Annotated in this window: 21 protein-coding genes; 9 read left to right on the forward strand and 12 right to left on the reverse strand. The window is 68.3% G+C overall.

The window, feature by feature from the left end; all coding sequences use genetic code 11:
- Window positions 1-8: 8 nt before the first annotated feature.
- The 7 genes from gyrA to dnaA all read right to left on the reverse strand — a co-directional run bounded on the left by gyrA (window position 9) and on the right by dnaA (window position 12,018).
- Window positions 9-2,606 (reverse strand): DNA gyrase subunit A, encoded by a 2,598-nt coding sequence (gene gyrA, locus DEP02_RS06170; RefSeq protein ID WP_112466316.1) that lies wholly within the window; start codon window positions 2,604-2,606, stop codon window positions 9-11.
- A gap of 42 nt (window positions 2,607-2,648) precedes the next feature.
- Window positions 2,649-4,706, reverse strand: a complete 2,058-nt coding sequence (gyrB, locus tag DEP02_RS06175) for a DNA topoisomerase (ATP-hydrolyzing) subunit B (RefSeq protein WP_198668318.1) — start codon at window positions 4,704-4,706, stop codon at window positions 2,649-2,651.
- 415 nt (window positions 4,707-5,121) lie between these two features.
- On the reverse strand, window positions 5,122-5,670 hold the full coding sequence (locus DEP02_RS06180; RefSeq protein WP_112466318.1) for a DciA family protein: 549 nt from the start codon (window positions 5,668-5,670) through the stop codon (window positions 5,122-5,124).
- Window positions 5,667-6,788 carry a DNA replication/repair protein RecF gene (gene recF, locus DEP02_RS06185; protein WP_112466319.1) on the reverse strand — a complete coding sequence of 374 codons (1,122 nt, stop codon included), beginning with the start codon at window positions 6,786-6,788 and terminating at the stop codon, window positions 5,667-5,669. The genes DEP02_RS06180 and recF overlap by 4 nt, the downstream gene beginning before the upstream one ends.
- A 63-nt stretch (window positions 6,789-6,851) precedes the next feature.
- Window positions 6,852-7,730, reverse strand: a complete 879-nt coding sequence (gene gnd, locus DEP02_RS06190; protein ID WP_112466320.1) for a phosphogluconate dehydrogenase (NAD(+)-dependent, decarboxylating) — start codon at window positions 7,728-7,730, stop codon at window positions 6,852-6,854.
- A 254-nt stretch (window positions 7,731-7,984) separates the two neighbouring features.
- A complete protein-coding gene (gene dnaN / locus DEP02_RS06195) occupies window positions 7,985-9,115 on the reverse strand; it encodes a DNA polymerase III subunit beta (protein WP_112466321.1) in 1,131 nt (376 codons plus the stop codon).
- Window positions 9,116-10,074: 959 nt separating this feature from the next.
- Window positions 10,075-12,018 carry a chromosomal replication initiator protein DnaA gene (dnaA, locus tag DEP02_RS06205; RefSeq protein ID WP_112466323.1) on the reverse strand — a complete coding sequence of 648 codons (1,944 nt, stop codon included), beginning with the start codon at window positions 12,016-12,018 and terminating at the stop codon, window positions 10,075-10,077.
- A 373-nt stretch (window positions 12,019-12,391) separates the two neighbouring features.
- On the opposite strand from dnaA, the gene rpmH reads away from it, so the two are divergent.
- The 9 genes from rpmH (at window position 12,392) to DEP02_RS06250 (ending at window position 19,191) form a co-directional block, all read left to right on the forward strand.
- Window positions 12,392-12,529, forward strand: coding sequence for a 50S ribosomal protein L34 (rpmH, locus tag DEP02_RS06210; RefSeq protein ID WP_003956500.1), 138 nt, complete (start codon window positions 12,392-12,394; stop codon window positions 12,527-12,529).
- A 21-nt stretch (window positions 12,530-12,550) separates the two neighbouring features.
- A complete protein-coding gene (gene rnpA, locus DEP02_RS06215; protein WP_112466324.1) occupies window positions 12,551-12,922 on the forward strand; it encodes a ribonuclease P protein component in 372 nt (123 codons plus the stop codon).
- Window positions 12,919-13,272: a membrane protein insertion efficiency factor YidD gene (gene yidD, locus DEP02_RS06220; protein ID WP_112466325.1), complete on the forward strand. Its 354-nt coding sequence runs from the start codon at window positions 12,919-12,921 to the stop codon at window positions 13,270-13,272. The genes rnpA and yidD overlap by 4 nt, the downstream gene beginning before the upstream one ends.
- 3 nt (window positions 13,273-13,275) lie before the next feature.
- Window positions 13,276-14,550, forward strand: a complete 1,275-nt coding sequence (yidC, locus tag DEP02_RS06225; RefSeq protein WP_112466326.1) for a membrane protein insertase YidC — start codon at window positions 13,276-13,278, stop codon at window positions 14,548-14,550.
- A gap of 15 nt (window positions 14,551-14,565) precedes the next feature.
- Entirely contained in the window at window positions 14,566-15,078 is a 513-nt protein-coding gene (locus DEP02_RS06230) for a Jag family protein (protein WP_112466327.1), read from the forward strand.
- A 115-nt stretch (window positions 15,079-15,193) separates the two neighbouring features.
- Window positions 15,194-15,910, forward strand: a complete 717-nt coding sequence (gene rsmG / locus DEP02_RS06235) for a 16S rRNA (guanine(527)-N(7))-methyltransferase RsmG (RefSeq protein ID WP_112466328.1) — start codon at window positions 15,194-15,196, stop codon at window positions 15,908-15,910.
- A gap of 252 nt (window positions 15,911-16,162) precedes the next feature.
- The gene (locus DEP02_RS06240) at window positions 16,163-17,236 is read left to right on the forward strand and encodes a ParA family protein (protein ID WP_112466329.1); all 1,074 of its coding nucleotides are present in this window, start codon (window positions 16,163-16,165) and stop codon (window positions 17,234-17,236) included.
- Complete coding sequence (locus tag DEP02_RS06245) at window positions 17,233-18,360, forward strand: ParB/RepB/Spo0J family partition protein (RefSeq protein WP_112466330.1); 1,128 nt, start codon at window positions 17,233-17,235, stop codon at window positions 18,358-18,360. The genes DEP02_RS06240 and DEP02_RS06245 overlap by 4 nt, the downstream gene beginning before the upstream one ends.
- A 213-nt stretch (window positions 18,361-18,573) precedes the next feature.
- Window positions 18,574-19,191, forward strand: coding sequence for a GNAT family N-acetyltransferase (locus DEP02_RS06250; protein WP_112466331.1), 618 nt, complete (start codon window positions 18,574-18,576; stop codon window positions 19,189-19,191).
- 93 nt (window positions 19,192-19,284) lie between these two features.
- Here DEP02_RS06250 and trxA read toward each other — a convergent pair whose 3' ends face one another.
- From trxA to DEP02_RS06275, 5 genes are all read right to left on the reverse strand, one after another.
- Entirely contained in the window at window positions 19,285-19,617 is a 333-nt protein-coding gene (gene trxA / locus DEP02_RS06255; protein ID WP_112466332.1) for a thioredoxin, read from the reverse strand.
- A 47-nt stretch (window positions 19,618-19,664) separates the two neighbouring features.
- The gene (gene trxB / locus DEP02_RS06260; RefSeq protein WP_112466333.1) at window positions 19,665-20,636 is read right to left on the reverse strand and encodes a thioredoxin-disulfide reductase; all 972 of its coding nucleotides are present in this window, start codon (window positions 20,634-20,636) and stop codon (window positions 19,665-19,667) included.
- A gap of 207 nt (window positions 20,637-20,843) precedes the next feature.
- Window positions 20,844-21,749 carry an RsmA family anti-sigma factor gene (locus DEP02_RS06265; protein WP_112466334.1) on the reverse strand — a complete coding sequence of 302 codons (906 nt, stop codon included), beginning with the start codon at window positions 21,747-21,749 and terminating at the stop codon, window positions 20,844-20,846.
- Window positions 21,746-22,486: an RNA polymerase sigma factor SigM gene (sigM, locus tag DEP02_RS06270; protein WP_112466335.1), complete on the reverse strand. Its 741-nt coding sequence runs from the start codon at window positions 22,484-22,486 to the stop codon at window positions 21,746-21,748. Before sigM ends, DEP02_RS06265 begins: the two co-directional genes overlap by 4 nt.
- 26 nt (window positions 22,487-22,512) lie before the next feature.
- The gene (locus DEP02_RS06275) at window positions 22,513-24,237 is read right to left on the reverse strand and encodes a protein kinase family protein (protein WP_112466336.1); all 1,725 of its coding nucleotides are present in this window, start codon (window positions 24,235-24,237) and stop codon (window positions 22,513-22,515) included.
- Window positions 24,238-24,254 lie beyond the last annotated feature (17 nt).

A 24,254-nucleotide genomic window follows, 5' to 3' on the forward strand; every position in this document is an offset into this window, starting at 1 on the left:
TCCTCGTACTACTCGTCCGAGGGCACCTCACCCTCGTCCGTGCCGGTGGTCACGGCACCCTCGGCGGTGTCGTCCACGGCCACGTCGCCGTCGACTTCCTCCGCCTCCCGCCCCGCCTCGGCGTTACGTGCGATCCCGACGACGGCATCGCGCTTGCCCAAGTTGATCAGTTGGACGCCCATGGTGTCACGGCCCGTCTCCCTGACCTCGTTGACCCGCGTACGAATCACACCACCAGAGAGCGTGATGGCGAGGATCTCGTCGCTCTCCTCGACCACCAGCGCGCCCACGAGCGAGCCGCGGTCCTCCACGGTCTTGGCGGCCTTGATGCCGAGGCCGCCACGGCCCTGGACGCGGTACTCGTCGACGCGGGTCCGCTTGGCGTACCCACCATCAGTGGCAGTGAACACGAACGTACCGGGTCGAACAACATTCATCGAGAGCAGTTCGTCGCTCTCGCGGAAACTCATGCCCTTGACACCCGAGGTGGCACGGCCCATGGGGCGCAGAGTGGCGTCCGAGGCGGTGAACCTGATCGACTGCGCCTTCTTGCTGATCAGCAGCAGATCGTCCTCGGCCGAGACGAGTTCGGCTCCGATCAGTTCGTCGTCGGATCCGTCCTCCCGCGCGCGCAGGTTGATCGCGATGACACCGCCGGAGCGCGGCGAATCGTAATCCTTCAGAGGCGTCTTCTTGACCAGGCCGGCCTTGGTGCCGAGCACCAGGTACGGCGCCGCCTCGTAGTCGCGGATCGCGAGGATCTGGGCGATGGCCTCGTCCGGCTGGAAGGCCAGGAGGTTCGCCACGTGCTGCCCGCGCGCGTCCCGGCCCGCGTCCGGCAGCTCGTACGCCTTCGCCCGGTACACCCGGCCCTTGTTGGTGAAGAACAGCAGCCAGTGGTGCGTGGTGGAGACGAAGAAGTGGTCGACGATGTCGTCCTCCTTCAGCTTCGTCCCGCGTACGCCCTTGCCGCCGCGCTTCTGGGCACGGTAGTCGTCGGTCTTGGTGCGCTTGATGTAGCCGCCGCGGGTGACCGTGACGACGATGTCCTCCTCGGCGATCAGGTCCTCGATGGACATGTCGCCCTCGTACGGGATCAGCTTGGTCTTCCGGTCGTCGCCGTACTTCTCGACGATCGCGGCCAGCTCCTCGCTGACGATCCCGCGCTGACGGACCGGGGAGGCCAGGATCTCGCTGTACTCGTTGATCTTCGCCTGGAGTTCGTCGTGCTCCTGGACGATCTTCTGGCGCTCCAGGGCGGCCAGTCGCCGCAGCTGCATCTCGAGGATGGCGTTGGCCTGGATGTCGTCGATCTCCAGCAGGCTCATCAGGCCCTCGCGCGCGACCTCGACGGTCGCACTGCGCCTGATCAGCGCGATGACCTCGTCGATGGCGTCCAGGGCCTTCAGCAGACCGCGCAGGAGGTGCGCCCGCTCCTCGGCCTTGCGCAGCCTGAAGCGCGTACGGCGGACGATGACCTCGATCTGGTGCGTCACCCAGTGGCGGATGAACGCGTCCAGTGACAGCGTGCGCGGCACGCCGTCGACCAGCGCCAGCATGTTGGCGCCGAAGTTCGTCTGCAGGTCGGTGTGCTTGTACAGGTTGTTCAGGACGACCTTGGCGACCGCGTCCCGCTTCAGCACGATGACCAGGCGCTGGCCCGTGCGCGAACTCGTCTCGTCGCGGACGTCCGCGATACCGCCGATCTTGCCGTCCTTCACCAGGTCGGCGATCTTCTGCGCGAGGTTGTCCGGGTTGACCTGGTACGGCAGCTCCGTGATCACCAGGCACTGACGGTTCTGGATCTCCTCCACCTCAACCACCGCGCGCATGGTGATCGAGCCGCGGCCGGTGCGGTACGCCTCCTCGATGCCCTTGCGGCCCACCACCAGCGCGCCGGTCGGGAAGTCCGGGCCCTTGATGCGCTCGATCAGGGCTTCCAGGAGCTCCTCGTGGGAGACCTCCGGGTTCTCCAGGTACCACTGGGCGCCGGCGGCGACCTCGCGCAGGTTGTGCGGCGGGATGTTGGTCGCCATGCCGACCGCGATCCCGGCCGAGCCGTTGATCAGCAGGTTCGGGAAGCGGGACGGCAGGACGGTCGGCTCCTGGGAGCGGCCGTCGTAGTTGTCCGTGAAGTCGACGGTCTCCTCGTCGATGTCACGGACCATCTCCATCGACAGCTGCGCCATCTTGCACTCGGTGTAGCGCATGGCCGCCGCCGGGTCGTTGCCCGGCGAGCCGAAGTTGCCGTTGGAGTCCACCAGCGGCATCCGCATCGCCCACGGCTGCGCCAGGCGCACCAGCGCGTCGTAGATCGAGGAGTCGCCGTGCGGGTGGTAGTTGCCCATGACGTCGCCGACAACACGGGCGCACTTGTAGAAGCCGCGGTCGGGACGGTACCCGCCGTCGTACATGGCGTACAGCACGCGGCGGTGGACGGGCTTGAGACCGTCGCGCACGTCCGGCAGCGCACGCGAGACGATGACGGACATCGCGTAGTCGAGGTAGGAGCGCTGCATCTCCGTCTCGAGCCCGACGGGCTCGATGCGCAGCGTGGCCCCGCCCTCGGAGTCTTCAGGCATGACGGGGGTGTTCTCGTCGGCCATTGCTGGTGGGATTCCTTCCTGGTGCGGTCAGCTGAGACCGACTCAGATGTCGAGGAAGCGGACGTCCTTGGCATTGCGCTGGATGAACTGCCGACGGGCCTCGACGTCCTCGCCCATCAGGACCGAGAACAGGTCGTCGGCCTGGGCGGCGTCGTCGAGGGTGACCTGCCCGAGGACACGGTGGTCGACGTCCATGGTGGTCACGCGCAGCTCCTCGGCGTTCATCTCGCCGAGGCCCTTGAAGCGCTGGATCGAGTCCTCCCTGACCCGCTTGCCGCGCTGCCGGCCCATCTCGATCAGCGCGTCACGCTCACGGTCGGAGTACGCGTACTCGACGTCCTCCCGGCCCCACTTGATCTTGTACAGCGGAGGGCGGGACAGGAACACGTGCCCGGCCTCGACCAGCGGCCGCATGAAGCGGAACAGGAAGGTCAGCAGCAGCGTGTTGATGTGCTGACCGTCGACATCGGCGTCCGCCATCAGGATGATCTTGTGGTAGCGGAGCCTGTCGATGTCGAAGTCCTCGTGCACCCCCGTGCCGAACGCGGAGATCAGCGCCTGGATCTCCTGGTTCTGCAGGATCTTGTCCAGGCGTGACTTCTCCACGTTGAGGATCTTGCCGCGGATCGGGAGGATCGCCTGGTACTCCGGGTTGCGGCCGGACTTGGCCGAGCCGCCGGCGGAGTCGCCCTCGACGATGAAGATCTCGCACTTGGACGGGTCGTTGGACTGGCAGTCGGCCAGCTTGCCCGGCAGGGACGCGGACTCCAGCAGCCCCTTGCGGCGGGTCAGGTCACGCGCCTTGCGGGCCGCCACGCGCGCGGTGGCCGCCTGGATGCCCTTGCGGACGATGTCCGCGGCCTCGTTCGGGTTGCGGTCCAGCCAGTCGTTCAGATGCTCGTAGACCGCCCTCTGGACGAAGGTCTTCGCCTCCGTGTTGCCCAGCTTGGTCTTCGTCTGGCCCTCGAACTGCGGCTCGCTCAGCTTGACCGAGATGATCGCGGTCAGCCCCTCGCGGATGTCGTCACCGGTGAGGTTCTCGTCCTTGTCGCGCAGCAGCTTCTTGTCGCGCGCGTACTTGTTGATCAGCGAGGTCAGCGCGGCCCGGAAGCCCTCCTCGTGCGTACCGCCCTCGTGGGTGTGGATGATGTTGGCGAACGAGTACACGCCCTCGCTGTAGCCGCTGTTCCACTGCATCGCGACCTCGAGGGACAGGCTCTTGTCCTTGTCCTCGGCCTCAAGGTCGATCACGGTGGGGTGCACCGCTTCGCCCTTGCGGGAGTTGAGGTACTTCACGAAGTCGACGATGCCGCCGTCGTAGCGGTACGTGACGGCCTTGACCTCGTCCTTCTCGTCCGCGCCCGCCTCGTCCGCGCCGGCGGTGGCCTTCGCCGACTCCCGCTCGTCGGTCAGCTTGATCGTCAGACCCTTGTTGAGGAACGCCATCTCCTGGAAGCGCCGTGACAGCGTCTCGAAGGAGTAGTCGGTGGTCTCGAAGATGTCCTGGTCGGCCCAGAACGTGACCGAGGTGCCGGACTCGTCCGTCTCCTCGTGCTTGACCAGCGGCGCCGTCGGAACGCCCATCTTGTATTCCTGCGTCCAGCGGTACCCGTCCCGCTTGATGTCGACGGACACCTTGCTGGACAGGGCGTTCACGACGGAGACACCGACGCCGTGCAGACCGCCGGAGACGGCGTAGCCGCCGCCGCCGAACTTGCCGCCCGCGTGCAGGACGGTCAGCACGACCTCCACGGCCGGCTTGTTCTCGGAGGGAACGATGTCCACCGGGATGCCACGGCCGTTGTCGACAACGCGCACGCCACCGTCGGACAGGATCGTCACGTCGATGGTGTCCGCGTACCCGGCCAGTGCCTCGTCGACGGAGTTGTCGACCACTTCCTGCACGAGGTGGTGCAGGCCACGCTCACCGGTCGAACCGATGTACATGCCGGGTCGCTTGCGGACCGCGTCCAGACCCTCGAGGACGGTGATCGCGCTGGCGTCGTAGGAGGCCGTGGCCTCACCGTTCGAAGAGACGGCACCGTTCACGCCGGCGTCGGTGGACGGGATGTTCTCGTTGGGGTTGCCGGAATCGGCCACGAAGCGCCCTTTCTGGCACAGCACGAGCCGGGCTCCTGGGGGTGCCCCCTCCGGGGGAGGGTTGCCGGAGCGGCTGCGGCATGTTGCGTTGATAAGCCCTTGATCAGCGTTGCTCAGCTTTTCCCGGACGGTCCCCACGTTCGGGGCGGGATTGTCCTCCAGTCTACCGGTAGCGCAGACAGTGATGGGCGTTTGCCGGTACCTGAGTACGCATGTGGCGCCCTGAACCGGTCTTGGCCGGACCCCGATATGCACAAGGGGGCTCCGAGGGGCTCACAGCGGCACTCAGCGCTTCCGGGCGTCAACCCTTCGCTACCCTCGGACCAGGTCGGGATTCGCAAGAGCGTGCGGTTGCGCGGCAGGCGGTCGGCACACCCCACCACACGCCCCCCATGAACCCACTGTGTGAGGTATGTCACCCGTAGGTGTCACCGGGGCCCCTGCTGCCCGGCGCCCGCAGCGGACCGTACCCACGGCCACCCGCACCAGGCCCGAAAACCCTGATCGTCCGAACCGCACCATGCCCGAGATCCTCGTTCAGCCGGGCCACCAGCGTCGGAGCCAGCAGGCGCAGGTTCGTCGCCCACGCGGTCGAATCGCAGCGCACCACCAGCACCCGCTCGACCTCGTCGTACCTCTCCGGCACACAGTGCTTGGCCACATCCGGACCCACGATCTGCGGCCAGCGCCCCATCACACCGCCCACCGCCGCCGGCGTCTCCCAACCGCGCTCCGTGATCAACCGGTTGATCGCAGCACCGAGCGCCATCGGATCACGACCGTCGGCGCGCGCGCCGGAGCGCAGACCACCACGCCGCGCCTGCTTCCTCTGCTGCGCCGCATCCCCACGCGCGCGTGCCGCCTCCCTCGCCGCACGCAACGCCACGCGCGCGAGGTCCACACCGGACGGCTCGGCCGCCTTCCAGGGACCGTCACGAGGTGCGGGGTCCTGCTCGATGCTCATACGCGCTCCACCGCCCCGTCCGACACGACGAACCGCGTCCCCGCCAGCACATGCGGCACGTCGTCGTCCACCGCGGCCGTCACCAGCACCTGCTCACCCGGTGCGACCAGCTCGGCCAGCCGCTCACGCCGCCGCGTGTCCAGCTCGGCGAAGACGTCGTCGAGGATCAGCACCGGCTCATTGCCCTCCGCCCGCAGCAGGTCGTACGACGCCAGACGCAACGCCAGCGCGTACGACCAGGACTCCCCGTGGGAGGCGTACCCCTTGGCGGGCAGCTGCCCCAGCTTGAACACCACATCGTCCCGATGCGGCCCCACAAGCGTCACACCCCGCTCGATCTCCTGCTTGCGGACCTCGGCGAGCGCGGCCATCAGCTGCCCGAAGAGCTCCTCACGCGCGTGTGCCCCACCGGGCGCGGACGGCCTGTACTCCAGCGCCAGCGGACCACCGCCCGGAGCCAGCTGCTCGTACGCCTTGTCGGCCAGCGGCTGCAACACGGCCACCAGGTCCAGACGCTGGGCCAGCAGCTCCGCACCCGCGCGCGCGAGGTGCTGGTCCCACACGTCCAGCGTGGACAGGTCCATCGAACGGCCACCGTGCCGACGCGCCATCGCCGCCGACTTCAGCAGCGTGTTGCGCTGCTTGAGCACCCGCTCGTAGTCCGAGCGCACCCCCGCCATCCGCGGGGAGCGCGCGGTGACCAGCTCGTCCAGGAAACGCCGCCGCTCCCCCGGATCACCCTTGACCAGCGCCAGGTCCTCGGGCGCGAACAGCACGGTCCGTACGATCCCCAGCACGTCCCGCGGCCTGACCTGCGAGGACCGGTTGATGCGGGCCCGGTTGGCCCGGCCGGGATTCAGCTCCAGCTCGACCAGCTGCTGCCGCTCGCCCTGCCTGACCTGCGCCCGGATCACCGCCCGCTCGGCACCCATACGGACCAGAGGCGCGTCGGAGGCGACACGGTGACTGCCGAGCGTGGCGAGATAGCCGATCGCCTCGACAAGGTTCGTCTTCCCCTGGCCGTTCGGGCCGACGAACGCCGTGACGCCCGGGTCGAGCCCCACCTCGGCCCGGGCGTACGAACGGAAGTCGGCCAGCGACAGATGCGTGACGTGCATGGTCGTACGCCGACCTCCCCCGGCGTTGGGGACCACTCGGTGGCCCTGTGGACTGCTTCTTCTCTACTGCTTCTTCTCTACGGCATGACCACCGAACTGGTTGCGCAGCGCGGCGATCATCTTCATCTGCGGGGAGTCCTCCTGACGCGAGGAGAACCGCGCGAACAGCGAGGCCGTGATCGCCGGCAGCGGCACGGCGTTGTCGATGGCGGCCTCCACCGTCCACCGGCCCTCACCGGAGTCCTGCGCATACCCCTTCAGCTGCTGCAGATGCTCGTCCTCGTCGAGGGCGTTCACGGCGAGGTCGAGCAGCCAGGAGCGGATGACGGTGCCCTCCTGCCAGGAGCGGAAGACCTCGCGGACGTTGTCCACGGAGTCGACCTTCTCCAGCAGCTCCCAGCCCTCGGCGTAGGCCTGCATCATCGCGTACTCGATGCCGTTGTGGACCATCTTCGCGAAGTGACCCGCGCCCACCTTGCCGGCGTGCACCGAGCCGAGGTCGCCCTCCGGCTTGAGCGCGTCGAAGACGGGCTGCACCTTGGCGACGTGCTCCGCGTCGCCGCCGTACATCAGCGCATAGCCGTTCTCCAGACCCCACACGCCGCCCGAGACGCCGCAGTCGACGAAGCCGATGCCCTTCTCGGCCAGCTGCTTCGCGTGCCTCTCGTCGTCCGTCCAGCGGGAGTTCCCACCGTCCACGACCACGTCACCGGGCTCCAGCAGCTCGGCGAGCGCGTCGATCGTGGTCTGGGTGGGCTCACCGGCCGGAACCATCACCCAGACCACACGCGGACCCTGAAGCTTGCCCACAAGCTCCTCCAGGCTGTGGACATCCGCGTGGTCGGGGTTGCGGTCGTATCCGACGACGGTGTGGCCCGCGCGGCGTATTCGCTCGCGCATGTTGCCGCCCATCTTGCCGAGGCCGACGAGACCGAGCTCCATCAGTTGCGTTCCTTAGGTTGCACGACGTGGCGTTCCGGCACTTTCGTACCTGCGTCCGAGCCTAAACCCGGACGCTCGCGCACATCCGTGGGCATACACGCTCATGCGTACACCCACGCCTGAGGCCCGCCACCTGCGGAAATCCGCTCGGCCCGTCGGACCGGCCGGCCGATCAGCCGCTGAGCCGCACCGGCATACTGCGGCCTTGTGGGGGACGCCCCCCACACCCCCAGCAGCCGGCTGCCCAGAACAGCTCAACCACTCAGCCGCACCGGCATGATCAGGTACTTGTAGGCCTCGTCCGCCTCGGCGTCCACCGCCGGCTTGCCGCTGAGCAGCGCGGGCTTGGTGGACGTCGTGAAGGACAGCTGCGCCGCCGGGGAGTCGATGGCGCTCAGGCCGTCCAGCAGGAACGTCGGGTTGAAGGCGATGGAGATGTCGTCGCCTTCCAACTGCGCGTCCACCCTCTCCACAGCCTGGGCGTCGTCGCTGGAGCCGGCCTCCAGGATCAGCACCCCCTGCTCGAAGCTCAGCCGCACCGGGGTGTTGCGCTCGGCGACCAGGGCCACACGCTTGACGGCCTCCACGAAGGGGGCGGTCTCGATGACGGCGACCGAGTTGAACTCCGTCGGGAACAGCGTGCGGTACTTCGGGAGGTCGCCCTCCAGCAGACGCGTGGTCGTACGCCGCCCGGCACCCTCGAAACCGATCAACCCCTCACCCGCGCCGGAGCCGGACAGCGCCAGGGTCACGCTGTCGCCGCTGGTCAGCGCCTTGGCGGTGTCCAGCAGGGTCTTGGCGGGCACCAGGGCGACCGCGGAGGCGTCCGGGTTCTCCGGCTTCCACAGGAAATCGCGGACCGCGAAGCGGTAGCGGTCGGTGGAGGCCAGCGTGACCGTGTCGCCCTCGATCTCGATGCGGACACCGGTCAGGACGGGCAGCGTGTCGTCGCGGCCCGCCGCGATGGCGACCTGCTGCACGGCGGAGGCGAAGACCTCGCCGGGGACCGTGCCCGTCGCGGTCGGCATCTGCGGGAGCGCCGGGTACTCCTCCACAGGCAGTGTGTGAAGTGTGAAGCGGGACGAGCCGCAGACCACCGTGGCCCGTACACCGTCCGTGGAAATCTCCACCGGCCGGTTGGGCAGGGCGCGGGAGATGTCGGCGAGCAGCCGGCCGGAGACCAGGACCGTGCCCTCCTCCTCGACCTCGGCCTCCACCGACACGCGCGCGGAGACCTCGTAGTCGAAGCTGGACAGGCTCAGCTGGCCGTCCTCCGCCTTCAGCAGCAGGCCGGCGAGAACAGGCGCCGGCGGACGGGCCGGGAGGCTGCGTGCCGCCCAGGCCACTGCCTCCGCGAGTACGTCGCGTTCCACCCGGATCTTCACGGTAAGCCGCCTCCTGCTGTTGCCACTGAGTCGCTGCTGACTCCTCCGACTCGGTGTCACCGCCCACTGCGACGGGAAGGACACCGAGGACCAGTCTGACGCACGGCACTGACAGTAGGTGCCTGTCGGGGTCAAGTCGCTCCGAGGGGCGGTCGGGCCCGGGAGGGCGAGTTGTGCACAGGACCCGCTTCGAAACGAATTCAGCGCTCTCTCTAGTCGGGGGTAGTAGTAGGGGCTGTGGATACGGTGGATAACCACGTTTGCCCAGCTCAGCGCGGAGATTTTGTCCACGGGCCCTGTGGGCGGCACCGGTGGACAACTCGGGGGTTCTGTGGAGAACGGAAAGTTCTGCACACCCCGCCCACAGCCCGAGGTGAGTTCTCCCCAGCTGCGTCCCCAGATTTGCTTAGGTTTCCCACATCCCCATGCGGCACCTCGGTGTGACGGCTTTCACTCGACGTGGTGAGCGGCCGCTCCGAGTTGCCGAACAGTGGACAGAGCTGTGGAGAAGCTACCGATGGCTGGGGACAACAGAACCCGTCCTGTGGGTTGCCGGTGGACAACTCGACGCGGAGCCTGTGGATCCTTCCTTCGTCCACAGTCTGTGGAGATCGCTCGTCCACGGATCCACAGGTTGATGAGCTGGGCTGATGGCCGGCCGGCAGCACGGCCTGTGGATGCTGTCTGGACAACTTGGCGGTCCCCAGGATGTGGACGGAAAAAACTTCAGGAATCTGTGGAGAGCGGCCGTAACCCGGGGCGGATTCGAACAGTGGGAGAGGCCGGACCTGGGCCCGCCTGGGCGGTGCGGGGGAGCTCCCGGGGTGGGTCTGTGTCCGATCCGTCGTCCTGCCCCGGCTCAGCACGGTGGAGGGCACGTAGGAAGGCCCGGGCCCGGGTACGGCAAAGGGGCGCCCCGGGACCACCGGGACGCCCCCTTCGCGCCGTACCGCTGCTGCTCAGCCGTTCTTGATGCGGTTGGTCAGCTCCGTGACCTGGTTGTAGATGGAGCGCCGCTCGGCCATCAGCGCGCGGATCTTGCGGTCGGCGTGCATGACGGTGGTGTGGTCGCGGCCGCCGAACTGCGCGCCGATCTTCGGCAGCGACAGGTCGGTCAGCTCGCGGCACAGGTACATGGCGATTTGCCGGGCGGTCACCAGGGCGCGGCCGCGTGAGGTGCCGCACAGGTCCTCGACCGTGAGACCGAAGTAGTCGGCCGTGGCCGCCATGATGGCCGTCGCCGTGATCTCCGGGGCGGTGTCCTCGCCACCGGGGATGAGGTCCTTGAGGACGATCTCCGTCAGGCCCAGGTCCACCGGCTGCCGGTTGAGCGAGGCGAACGCGGTCACCCGGATCAGCGCGCCCTCCAGCTCGCGGATGTTGCGCGAGATCCGGGAGGCGATGAACTCCAGTACCTCCGGCGGGGCGTTCAGCTGTTCCTGTACCGCCTTCTTGCGCAGGATGGCGATGCGTGTCTCCAGCTCGGGTGGCTGGACGTCGGTGATCAGGCCCCACTCGAAGCGGTTGCGCAGCCGGTCTTCCAGGGTCACCAGCTGCTTGGGCGGCCGGTCGCTGGAGAGCACGATCTGCTTGTTGGCGTTGTGGAGGGTGTTGAAGGTGTGGAAGAACTCCTCCTGTGTCGACTCCTTGTCCGCGAGGAACTGGATGTCGTCGACGAGCAGGATGTCCATCTCGCGGTAGCGCTTGCGGAAGCTGTCGCCCTTGCCGTCGCGGATGGAGTTGATGAACTCGTTGGTGAACTCCTCGGAGCTGACGTACCGCACGCGCGTGCCCGGGTACAGGCTGCGCGCGTAGTGTCCGATCGCGTGCAGCAGGTGCGTCTTGCCGAGCCCGGACTCCCCGTAGATGAACAGCGGGTTGTAGGCCTTGGCCGGCGCTTCGGCGACGGCGACCGCGGCGGCGTGTGCGAAGCGGTTGGAGGCGCCGATGACGAACGTGTCGAAGAGGTACTTCGGGTTCAGACGCGCGGTCGGTTCGCCGGGTCCGGTCGCCGGTGCGGGTTGTGCGGCGAGCGGGCCGGGGGCGCCGGTGGTGGGCAGGTTCGGGCCCATGGGACCGCCGCGGTGCACCTGGCCGGAGCCGGCCGGCGGCTCGGGCAGTTCACGGCGGCCGACGTCGCGCTGGTCGTAGTCGGGGCGGGAGGGGTGGTACGGCGGGCGGTCCATCGGCTGCGGACGGTAGTCCTGGGCCGGCGCCGACGGGCCGTAGGGAACCTGTGGGCCGTAGGGGTCCTGTGGGCCGTAGGGGTCCTGTGCGGAGGGGGAGGCGTACGGGTCCCGCTCGGGGAAGCCGAGCCGCTGCTGCTGCCAGCCGTAGTCGTCCTGGAGCTGGCGGGGCCAGGCGCCGGGCTCGGGGCGCTGGTAGTCGGCGTACTCCGCGGGGTAGGCGGGGCGGGCGGTCGGGAGCGGGTCGGAGTCGTCGGCCGGCTGGGGGCCGGTGCGCGGGGGCGGCAACTGGTCGCCTCCGGTGCCCGGGAGCTGGTCGGCGTGGCCGGGGCGGTGGCTGTCGGGCCGGCGCCGGCCGTAGGTCTCGTATCCGCCCTGGCCGGTGGGCAGCTCCTGTTCCTCGTAGCGCGGTGCGGGTGGTGCGGGAGCCTGGTGCTCGCCGACGGAGCTGTCGACGGTGATGGCGATGCGGATGGGGCGGCCGCATTCGCGGCTCAGGGTCTCGCTGACGACCGGGGCGAGGCGCCCCTCGAGGACCCCCTTGGCGAACTCGTTCGGCACGGCGAGCAGGGCGGTGTCGGCGACCAGCGCGAGCGGCTGGCAGCGCCGGATCCAGTGTTCGTCCTTGGCCTCGACGTCCTGTCCGCGGCCGTCGCCGAGAAGCTGCTCCAGGACTCGTGGCCACACTGCGGCAAGATCGGCAGGTACGTCAGCCACAGGGCACGCTCTCTCACGGGTCCCACGAACGTGTGGTTCGGGACGGGTCGGTATCTATTCGGGTGGGGCGGGGGACAAGGGAACGAATCGGAGTTCAGCCACGGTAGTCAGCGCGGCGGGTGCGGTTCAAGTTGTTGTCCCCAGGCTGTGGACAGTGTCTCCCCGTGTCCCGCGGTTTGACCGGACGGCGCAGCCGCGCGTACCGTAACGAGGTCGAGTTGTCGATGGCTGCTGCCGCCTGCCTCCGATGGGCACAGATCGCGTCAAGGTGATCGGTAGCGGTGCACTCGGGCGTAACTGCGAGCTACTCGTGGGCGCACGGTGACAGCCAGGACGGCACCCGCCACTACCGATTTCTTTCTGGAGCCCCCGAGTGAGCAAGCGCACCTTCCAGCCGAACAACCGTCGTCGCGCGAAGACCCACGGCTTCCGGCTGCGTATGCGCACCCGTGCCGGCCGCGCGATTCTCGCGTCCCGCCGCAGCAAGGGTCGCGCTCGTCTGTCCGCCTGATCCCGATCAGGTCATGACGTCGTGCTGCCCACCGAGAACCGGCTGAGGCGGCGCGAGGACTTCGCGACCGCGGTACGACGAGGGCGCCGGGCCGGACGCCCGCTCCTCGTCGTCCATCTACGTAGCGGTGCCACGGACCCGCACGCGCCTGGGGAGAGCGCTCCTCCGCCGCGTGCGGGTTTCGTCGTGAGCAAGGCTGTGGGTGGCGCGGTCGTACGCAACACGGTGAAGCGCAGACTTCGTCATCTGATGCGTGAGCGGGTCGCCCTGCTGCCCCCCGGTAGCCTGGTAGTCGTGCGAGCGCTGCCCGGTGCGGGCGACGCCGACCACGCACAGCTGGCCCGAGACCTGGATGCCGCCCTTCGACGACTACTGGGAGGGGGCGCGCGATGAAGTACCCGCTGCTGGCTTTGATCAAGCTGTACCAGTGGATCGTCAGCCCGTTGCTCGGGCCGGTGTGCAAGTACTACCCGTCGTGTTCCCACTACGGCTACACGGCCATCGACCGGCACGGTGCGATCAAGGGGACGGCACTCACTGCCTGGCGGATCCTGCGGTGCAATCCGTGGTCGCTGGGCGGTGTGGACCATGTCCCGCCGCGCAGGCGTCCGCGGTGGCACGAAATGCTGCGCAGCGCCTGGCGCGCACGCAAGGGCGGGTCCTCCGCCGCCGAAACGGCCACCGACGGGGACGTTCCGTCGAGCCCGGCCGCAGAGACCTCGTCCCATGCCCAAGGAGCATGATTAGTGGACACGATTGCCAGCCTCTTCAGCTTCATCACGACACCCGTTTCCTGGGTCATCGTCCAGTTCCACACGGTGTACGGTGCGATCTTCGGTCCTGACACCGGGTGGGCCTGGGGCCTGTCCATCGTGTCCCTGGTGATTCTGATCCGTATCTGCCTGATCCCGCTGTTCGTGAAGCAGATCAAGGCGACGCGGGCGATGCAGACGCTCCAGCCGGAGATGAAGAAGATCCAGGAGCGCTACAAGAACGACAAGCAGCGTCAGTCCGAAGAGATGATGAAGCTGTACAAGGAGTCGGGTACCAACCCGCTCTCCTCGTGCCTTCCCATCCTGGCGCAGTCGCCGTTCTTCTTCGCCCTGTACCACGTGCTCAACGGCATCGCTTCGGGCAAGACCATCGGTGTCATCAACGACCAGCTGCTGGCCAGCGCGCAGAAGGCGCACATCTTCGGCGCTCCGCTGGCCGCGAAGTTCATGGACAGCTCGTCCAAGGTCGAGGCGCTCAACGCTTCGTTGACCGATGTGCGGGTCGTCACCGCGGTCATGATCATCCTGATGTCGGCGTCGCAGTTCTACACGCAGCGCCAGCTGATGACGAAGAACGTCGACACGACGGTGAAGACGCCGTTCATGCAGCAGCAGAAGATGCTGATGTACGTCTTCCCGGTCATGTTCGCCGTCTTCGGCATCAACTTCCCGGTCGGTGTCCTCGTCTACTGGCTGACCACCAACATCTGGACCATGGGTCAGCAGATGTACGTCATCCACAACAACCCGACTCCGGGTTCCAAGGCCCAGGCCGCGTACCTCGAGCGTCTCTTCAAGCACGTCACGCATCACGGCAAGATCCGCAGGCGGAGTGAGAGGGCCGTCGTCAAGGCAATCGTCGCCAAGGGCCGTGACCGCAACGAGTTCGAGCGCAAGTTCATCAACGGTCTGAACAAGGCGGGCCTGGCGGCTCAGGCCGACGGTGCCGTGGTGAAGAGCGAGAGCGCCGTGGCCGCACAGTCCGAGGACGGTACGACCGCCACGGTCACCGCCCCGCGGCGTCAGCAGCCGAAGCGCCAGACCAAGGCGCAGCGCCAGTCGGGTGGTGTCAAGTCGGCCGATGACGCCACGGCGTCCCCGTCGCTGAGCAAGTCCGAGCAGCCGCAGGGAGCCTCGTCCGGGGCGGCCAAGAAGACCGCCCCGGAGCCGGGCAACGGTACCCGCAGCCGGGCCCAGTCCGGCCAGCGCAAGGGTCCGCAGCGGCCCAAGTCCCCGTCCAAGAAGTAAGAAGGAGCCCATCCCGTGACGGAAGGCACCACCTCCGCCGCTGCCGAGGGCGCGGACGCCCTGACCCGCCTGGAGCAGGAGGGCGAGATCGCGGCGGACTACCTCGAGGGTCTGCTGGACATCGCCGACCTCGACGGTGACATCGACATGGATGTCGAGGCCGACCGCGCCTCTGTCTCGATCATCAGCGACACCGGCAGCCGTGATCTGCAGAAGCTGGTCGGGCGTGACGGCGAGGTGCTGGAGGCGCTGCAGGAGCTCACGCGGCTGGCCGTGCACCGGGAGACCGGTGACCGCAGCCGTCTGATGCTGGACATCGCCGGCTACCGCGCCAGGAAGCGTGCCGAGCTGTCCGAGCTGGGCGCCAAGGCCGCGGCCGAGGCCAAGAGCAGCGGCGAGCCCGTGAAGCTGAAGCCGATGACTCCGTTCGAGCGCAAGGTCGTGCACGATGCGGTCAAGGCCGCGGGCCTGCGCAGCGAGTCCGAGGGCGAGGAGCCGCAGCGCTTCGTCGTCGTGCTTCCCGCCTGAGCGGTCCCACGTTCCACCGGCCCCGTCTGCCTGCAGGCGGGGCCGTATTTTGTCAGCCTGGTAGTTCTGGTGGTCGGCGCTGATCGCGCTGATGTGGTACGGAAGGACGGTCCCCGTGACGGAGGCAGCGGAGCTTCCCCCTGCGCCCGAGCAGGCACGTGACGTATTCGGCGATCGCTTCGCGGATGCGGTCCGGTACGCCGAGCTGCTGGCCGAGGCAGGGGTGCAGCGAGGGCTCATCGGCCCGCGTGAGGTACCCCGTCTGTGGGAGCGGCACCTGTTGAACTGTGCGGTGCTCTCCGAGGTCGTGCCCGAGGGGGTGACGGTGTGCGATGTCGGCTCGGGCGCCGGCCTGCCGGGCATTCCCCTGGCGCTGGTCCGGGAGGACCTGAAGATCACGCTGCTGGAGCCGCTGCTGCGGCGGACCAACTTCCTCACCGAGGTCGTCGAGCTGCTGGGGCTCGATCATGTCACGGTGGTCCGTGGGCGTGCCGAGGAAGTGATGGGCAGGATCCCGCCGGTGCATGTGGTGACCGCCCGGGCGGTCGCCCCGCTGGACCGTCTGGCCACCTGGGGCATTCCGCTGCTGCGTCCTTACGGCGAGATGCTCGCCCTCAAGGGGGACGCGGCCGAGGAGGAGCTGAAGAGCGCGGCCACCGCCCTGACCAAGCTCGGCGCGGTGGAGACATCCATCCTGCATGTGGGTGAGGGGGTCGTGGATCCCCAGTCCACCGTTGTGCGGGTCGAGGTAGGGGAGAGCCCGGGCGGTGTGCGCTTCGCGGCCAAGCGTGCGAAGGCGGCTCGGACGGGACGGGCGCGACGGCGCCGATAGCCGGACGTACTCCACACAAGCTGCCAAATCCGCGCATGACGGAGTGTCGCGACGGTTCGGCCACGGCCGCTGTGCATCGTGTTTCACGTGAAACGTCGCTCACTGTTGCACGGCATCATCAACCGTGGCCGCGCTGCGGCCCACCCTCGCGACCGCAAGCCGCTGGGTTCACTCGGACAGGGAGTGGAGTTGTCCACAGAGGTGGATTTCTCCACAGAACGACAGGCCTCACTGGTTCACGACCCCGAAGGCATGGGAGGCTCTGTTCATTGCGAGCCTGAAGTCGAGGAGAGTGAATCCTTGCGGTCCGACGCCAACATCGCGGGACCGATGACCGATCCGGTCCCCGGTCCCCGTACCGAGTCGACGGGGGAGGATGTTTCACGTGAAACACCGCCCCCGATGGACGACACTCCCATCGGTCGTGCTGCCCAACTGGCGGTCGAGGCTCTGGGCCGCGCCGGCGAGGGGCTGCCCCGGCCCGAACAGACCCGTGTCGTCGTGGTCGCCAACCAGAAGGGCGGCGTGGGCAAGACGACGACGACCGTCAACCTTGCTGCTTCGCTGGCTCTGCACGGCGGCCGCGTCCTGGTGATCGACCTCGACCCGCAGGGCAATGCCTCCACCGCGCTGGGTATCGACCACCACGCGGAAGTCCCTTCCATCTACGACGTGCTGGTGGAGAGCAGGCCGCTGGCCGAGATCGTCCAGCCCGTCCCCGACGTCGAGGGCCTCTTCTGTGCCCCCGCCACGATCGATCTCGCTGGTGCGGAGATCGAGCTGGTGTCCCTGGTGGCGCGGGAGAGCCGTCTGCAGCGGGCGATCCAGGCCTACGAGCAGCCGCTGGACTACATCCTCATCGACTGCCCGCCCTCCCTCGGCCTGTTGACGGTCAACGCCATGGTCGCCGGTCAGGAGGTCCTCATCCCGATCCAGTGCGAGTACTACGCGCTGGAGGGCCTGGGGCAGCTGCTGCGCAATGTCGACCTGGTGCGGGGGCACCTCAACCCCGCTCTGCATGTGTCGACCATCCTGCTCACCATGTACGACGGCCGGACGCGCCTTGCGTCCCAGGTCGCCGAAGAGGTGCGCACCCACTTCGGTGAGGAGGTGCTGCGGACGAGCATCCCCCGCTCCGTCCGTATCTCCGAGGCACCGAGCTATGGGCAGACGGTGCTGACTTACGATCCAGGATCGAGTGGTGCCCTCTCCTATCTTGAGGCGGCACGAGAAATCGCGCTGAGGGGTGTTGGTGTCAGCTATGACGCCGCGCACGCCCACATCGGCGCACAGAGCGATCCGAGCATGGTGGAGGGGATTCAGTGAGCGAGCGACGGAGGGGGCTGGGTCGTGGTCTTGGCGCACTCATTCCTGCTGCCCCGACCGCGGAGAAACCGTCGGCCTCATCGGCCGTGGGAGGCGCTGCCTCCGCATCGCCCGCGGCTGTCCCGGTGCTGACCGGTGACCGGGGAGTAGCGGCGGCGAAGGTGACCATGCTGCCGCCTGTTTCACGTGAAACAGGGGAGCCGTCGTCGAGCAGCGCTGCGGAGGTTCCCGCGGCTCCCCTGGGTGCCCACTTCGCCGAGCTGCCCCTCGACTCCATCACGCCGAACCCGCGCCAGCCGCGTGAGGTCTTCGACGAGGACGCGCTGGCCGAGCTCGTCACCTCCATCAAGGAGGTCGGACTGCTCCAGCCCGTCGTCGTACGGCAGCTCGGCCCCGCGCGCTACGAGCTCATCATGGGCGAGCGGCGCTGGAGGGCCTGCCGTGAGGCAGGACTCGAGGCGATCCCCGCGATCGTGCGGGCGACGGATGACGAGAAGCTGCTCCTGGACGCCCTGCTGGAGAACCTGCACCGGGCCCAGCTGAACCCGCTGGAGGAGGCGGCCGCCTACGACCAGCTGCTGAAGGACTTCAACTGCACGCACGACCAGCTGGCGGACCGCATTGGCCGATCCCGCCCGCAGGTCTCCAACACCTTGCGGCTGTTGAAGCTGTCGCCGGCGGTGCAGCGCCGGGTCGCTGCCGGGGTTCTCTCGGCAGGACATGCGCGGGCGCTGCTCTCGGTGGAGGACTCCGAGGAGCAGGACCGGCTGGCCCACCGGATCGTGGCCGAGGGCCTGTCGGTACGGGCGGTCGAGGAGATCGTCCACCTGATGGGGTCGCGGCCGAAGGCGGCGCCACGATCCAAGGGTCCCCGTGCCGGGGCCAGGGTCTCTCCGGCCCTGTCGGGTCTCGCCACTCGTCTGTCCGACCGTTTCGAGACCCGGGTGAAGGTCGACCTGGGGCAGAAGAAGGGCAAGATCACCGTCGAATTCGCCTCCATGGAGGACCTGGAGCGCATTCTCGGCACGCTGGCTCCGGGCGAGGGCCCGGTGCTGCAGAAGAGCCTTCTGGACGGCGGGGCAGAGGAGGACGGCGGGGCGGAGGAGACGGAGTCGGACGCCTGAGATCCCGTTCGGGGAGGTGTCGAGTCGACCGTTCGGCAGAAGCGGGCCATGTCCGGTGTGTACCGGAACAGGGCCCGCTCTTTGCTTTCAGCCGGTATCGACGCAATCGCATCCTGGTTACGATGCGTTCGGATATGCGCATCCATCCGCCGGCACCTGTGATGGACGCCCGTGCATGACGCTTGAGGGTGAAGGAAGCGAGGAACAGCTTTCATGGGCCGTAGGCTCGTACCACTCACGCTGGACAACCTTCAGGACCTTCCCGAGCGCTGTCGTGCGTGTGTCTTCTGGGAGCTGGATCCCGTCAGTGGCGAAGCCGCGGTGAAGGCGGGCACGCCCGCACTGGAAAAGGAAGCGTGGATCTCCGCCGTCCTGCTGGACTGGGGTTCCTGCGGCCGGGTCGTCTACGTCGACGACATCCCCGTGGGCTTCGTGCTCTACGCTCCCCCCGCCTACGTCCCCCGTTCCACGGCGTTTTCCACGAGTCCCGTCTCGCCGGACGCGGTGCAGCTGATGACCGGCTTCATCATGCCGGGCTACCAGGGGCAAGGGTTGGGCCGAGTGATGGTGCAGACGGTCGCGAAGGACCTGCTGCGGCGGGGCTTCAAGGCCATCGAGGCATTCGGGGACGCCCGCTGGAAGGAACCCGCCTGCATGCTCCCGGCCGATCATCTGCTGGCCGTGGGGTTCAAGACGGTCCGGCACCACCCCACCCACCCACGGCTGCGGCTGGAACTGCGGTCGACGCTGTCGTGGAAGGAAGACGTGGAGATGGCGCTCGACCGGCTTCTGGGAGCCGTGCAGAAGGAACCGGTGCTGCGGCCGCTGTAGAGGGGTCGCTTTGCGCGAATGGGCCAACCCTGCAGGGTTGGCCCATTCGCGTTTCACGTGAAACATGCGCCGTCGTCGCGACGACCTGTCACGTCACTCGGCGATGAAGTCCTCGAGGTCGCGAACGATCGCGGCCTTCGGCTTGGCCCCCACGATGGTCTTGGCGACCTCGCCGTTCTGGTAGACGTTCAGGGTCGGGATGGACATGACGCCGTACTTGGCGGCCGTGTTCGGGTTCTCGTCGATGTTGAGCTTGACGACCTCGATCTTGTCGCCGTACTCGGTGGCGATCGCCTCGAGGGACGGAGCGATCTGGCGGCAGGGACCGCACCAGGCGGCCCAGAAGTCCACCAGGACGGGCTTGTCGCTCTTGAGGACGTCCTGTTCGAAGGTGTCGTCGGTCACGTTCTTCAGGGTGCCGGCCACAGCGGGCTCCTTAACTGGTCGTGCGTGGGGTGGGGTGGTTGAGGGTCTCAGACGGTGGACTTCTCGGGCTCGGCCTTCTGCTCGTTGTCCGCGACAGCGGCGAGGAAGCGCTCAGCGTCCAGGGCGGCGGAGCAGCCGGTGCCGGCCGCGGTGATCGCCTGGCGGTAGGTGTGGTCGACCACGTCACCCGCGCCGAAGACACCGGTGACATTGGTGCGGGTGGACGGCGAGTCGACCTTCAGGTAGCCCTCCTCGTCCAGGTCCAGCTGGTCCTTGAAGAGCTCGGTGCGCGGGTCGTGACCGATCGCGATGAACAAGCCCGTCACCGGAAGATCCGAGAGTTCGCCGGTCTTGACGTTGCGCAGCTTCAGACCGGAGAGCTTCTGATCGCCCTGGATCTCGGCGACCTCGCTGTCCCAGACGAACGTGATCTTCGGGTCGGCGAAGGCGCGCTCCTGCATCGCCTTGGAGGCCCGCAGAGTGTCCCGGCGGTGGACGACGGTGACGGACTTCGCGAAGCGGGAGAGGAAGGTGGCCTCTTCCATGGCGGTGTCGCCGCCACCGATCACGGCGATGTCCTGGTCCCTGAAGAAGAAGCCGTCACAGGTGGCGCACCAGGAGACACCCCGGCCGGTGAACGCGTCCTCGTTCGGCAGGCCGAGCTTGCGGTGCTGCGAGCCGGTGGCGACGATGACGGCCTTCGCCCGGTGCACCGTGCCCGCCGTGTCCGTGACGGTCTTGATCTCACCGGTCAGGTCGGCGGAGACGGCGTCGTCCGGGACGAGCTCGGCTCCGAAGCGCTCGGCCTGCGCGCGCATGTTGTCCATGAGGTCGGGGCCCATGATGCCGTCGCGGAAGCCTGGGAAGTTCTCCACGTCGGTGGTGTTCATCAGCGCGCCACCCGCAGTGACGGCACCCTCGAAGACCAGCGGCTTCAGCGACGCGCGCGCGGTGTAGAGCGCCGCCGTGTAGCCGGCGGGCCCGGAGCCGATGATGATCACGTTACGGACGTCGCTCACGGCTTGATTCCTCGTCTCTGGACTGTGTCGTACGGCCGGTGGGAGCCCTGTCTCACAGCTCTCACCCCATCCAACGGATCCTACGGGGCGAGCATTCCCGGTGTGCCCGGGCACACGGAGGCGCGTCAGAGTACGGGAGTACGGGATACCACGGGGCGCGAGAGTCCAAGCGTGCGCGCGCTCAGGGAACGCGCGTAGGAGTGCTGGCTAACGCGCGTAGGAGTGCTGCAGCAGAACCTTGGGCGCGGCTGAGGGGTGCTGGACGCAGCTCGCGTCGACCAGGTAGGCCGTGACGCGGGTGCTGTCACCGGAGGGGTCGGGCAGCACGACGAGATAGGCGTCCTTGCCGTCGTAGGCGCCCGCCTGGGCGGCGAGAGGGGCGCCGGAGTCGCTGATGCCCTGCCGGACACACGAGGGCACCGTGACGGTGGGTGTCTTCAGAACCTTCGGCTTGCCGGTGCCCGAAGCGGAGCCCACGCCGAAGCTGCGCGGGGCACGGGTGTCTCCCGGCGCTTTCTGTGTCTTCTCAAGGAGGTCCGCGACCTGGGTCTTGAGCGTTCCCTCGGAGAAAGTGTCCGCGGACGCACTCGGTCGGCCGTGCGCCGTGGTGTCGGAACCCTTGTCGTCGTGCTGGGTCGCCACCACCACGGAAGCGACGCCCAGGGCGGCCACGGCAAAGGCGGAGCCCAGGACGGCGATCCTGCGACGCCCGCGCCGGGTGCGGGGCTTGCGGCCTGGCCCGGTGCTGGAAGCGCGCGCCCGGCCCGAGGGGCGGTCCGCGGCCGATGTTTCACGTGAAACATGCGCGTTCCCGGCGACGGAACCGGACCCAGTCGGCTCTGCGGTCTCGGTGGCCTTGACCGTCTCGGCGGCTTCGGCGGCGAGGGCTGCGTCGATGCGGTCCGCGACGTCACCGGGCATGCCCGGCGGGTCCGGCAGTGTGCCGAGCAGGCCACGGATCTCCTCCAGCGACGCGTGGACATCGGCGCACAGCTCGCACTCGTCCAGGTGCCGTCGAAGGTCCGTGGCCCGGGAGGGGCCGAGGATGCCCTCAGTGAGATCGGAGATCTCCGTGACGTCCGGGTGCCCGGCCGCGTCCGTCGTGGTTGTCACGCTCGCCCACCTCCGCCCTTCACAGCAGCTGAATCGCTTGCTCCCGCGCCCTGCGTGCCCGTTCCTTGCGTGCCCGTGTCCTCAGGACTCGCTGCCGGTGGGACGGATGCCCCCTGCGTCCGGTTCCGTCTCGTGCCCGGTTCCTTCTTCTCGCCGGTGCTTTCCGGTCGTAGATGGGTGAGCAGCGGCAGAAGTCTTGCCCTGCCCCGGGCACAACGGCTCTTGACCGTCCCGGGCGGCACATCGAGGACGCGTGCGGCCTCGGCGACCGGATACCCCTGCATGTCCACGAGGACCAGTGCGGCCCGCTGGTCGGGCGGCAGGGCGCCCAGTGCCTCGAAGAGCTGCCGCTGCACGTCGTTCCTCTCGGCGGGCGCCGAGGCCGCCTCGTGCGGTTCCAGCAGCTGCTCCAGGCGCTCGGTGTCGTCCACCGGCGACGTCTTGCGCGAGGCCGCCTTGCGGGCCCGGTCCAGACAGGCGTTCACCGTGATCCGGTGCAGCCAGGTCGTGACGGCCGACTGCCCCCGGAAGGTGTGAGCGGCCCGGTAGGCGGAGACGAACGCGTCCTGAACGGCGTCGGCGGCCTCCTCACGGTCGCCGAGCGTACGCAGGGCGACCGCCCAGAGCCGGTCGCGGTGGCGCCGTACAAGCTCACCGAAGGCTTCGGGGTCACCCTCCACATGACGGGCCAGGAGATCCTGATCGCTCGCGTCGCCGTATGCGGTGCCGTCCGCCATCGGATCCCCTCCCCCTTGGTGAGACGTCAGCCCGTGAATTTCACGTCGGTGATGGCTTGTTTGTAACCGGCACCGCTGTAGCCGTCACTGGGCGCCATGGGCACATCCGTGATCCACAGCAGCACGTACTGAGTCTTCAACGACTTCGTCGCTTTCACCGTGAGAGAGGTCCCACTGGTGGTCGCGGTCCCGATCTTCTTCATCCCCCCGATCCCGGTCGAGGGGCTCAGGGAGTCCGTGGCGTAGAGGTGGACCGTGGTGTGGTCGCCGGCGTAGCGGAGCCCTATCGATGCTGCGGAGATCTCCTCGGCCGAGCCGAGGTCGTAGACGATGCCCACACCCGGCTTGTAGGGGGCAAGCCTCGGGCCGTCGGCGTAGCTCTTGGTCCGCCAGTACGTGGAGCTGTCATTGTCGTAGGTCTTACCGACGTCTCCCGCAGCCTGGGCACCACCGACGACGACGTACTCCTGTGCCCCCTGGACCTGGATCGACTTGACCGGATTCGGCCGCTTGTCGTTCTTGTCGTTGCCGTCCTGCGTCTGGGTCTGGGTGTTGTCGGGCTTGCGGCCTCCGCTCATCAGAGTGTCCGCGAGCTGCCAGCTTCCCAGGCCCAGGGCGGCGATGAGCAGCGCCGAGACGGCCCACTTCAGGGCCTTGCCGGTGCGGCTCTGCAGCGGGGGCGGCGGGGCCGGAACCGGCTGGGTGACGCCGGGGTGCGCCGCCGGACGGCCGTACGTGCCCTGCTGGTACGAGGTGTGCTGGTACTCCGGCGGCGCGGTGAACGCCGGCTCCGGAGGACGGATGCGCGGCATCTCGCCGATCGCCCTGACCAGTTCCTCCGGCGTGGTGCACGCCGCCTCGTGCCGGGAGGCGGTGGCGCCGTCGTTGACGAGGGCGCGCATGGCGAGTTCGGACAGGCCGCGGTGGATGCCCGCGCGCACCTGGTCCGGGGCGATGAGGCCGATGTCCTTGGGCAGACCGGACAGGCCGTAGGCGTCGTTCTCGTACGGCCAGCGCTGGGTGAGCGCCGCGTACAGCAGGGCGCCGATCGCCTCGGTGTCGGTGCGCTGCGGGGTGTCGGAACTGACGCCGCGCAGCGCGGCGTTCACGGCCAGGCCGCGGATGCGCCACTGTCCGGTGGAGGTGTGCAGCACGGCGTTGGGGTTGAGTCGCAGATGTGCGAGACCCTCACGGTGCGCGGCGGCCATCGCGGAGGCGATCTGGCTGACCAACTGGTAGGCGTCGTGCGGCTCCAGAGGTCCGGAGGACAGCAGCGCGGTCAGCTCCGTGGCATCGGGCAGCCATTCGTGGACGACGTAGACGAGGTCGTTCTCCTCGACGGCGTCGAGGACCTGCACGAACCGGGGGTCGCCGAGCAGCGCGGAGGAGCGGGCCGCGGCCAGCACGGACCGGGCGCGGGCGTGGTCCGCGGGCAGGATGTGCACCCCGACGGCGCGACGGAGTTTCTCGTCCACCGCGCGCCAACTGCTGAATCCGTCCAGACGGGTGATGCACTCCTCGAGGCGGTAGCGTCTGGCCAGCTTGTGCCCGCTGTGCAGTTCGGGAGGCGAGGACTTCTTTCCGGGACTCTCGGTCTCGGTCCCGCCGCTTCCCTGTGCCTCGTCGTTGTCCGTGTCCCGCTTCCGGTTCTGGGCCACTCCGTCGGACGTGGACTGGTCCGCCTTGGCGGTCAGCGACTCCTCGCCGCTGTTGTCTGCCACGTCGACGGCAGCCGTGCTCCGTTCTGCCACCGTCGCTCCTGCCTCCC

It is taken from the genome of Streptomyces triticisoli (genome assembly GCF_003270085.1).
In the GTDB taxonomy this organism is placed as follows: domain Bacteria; phylum Actinomycetota; class Actinomycetes; order Streptomycetales; family Streptomycetaceae; genus Streptomyces; species Streptomyces triticisoli.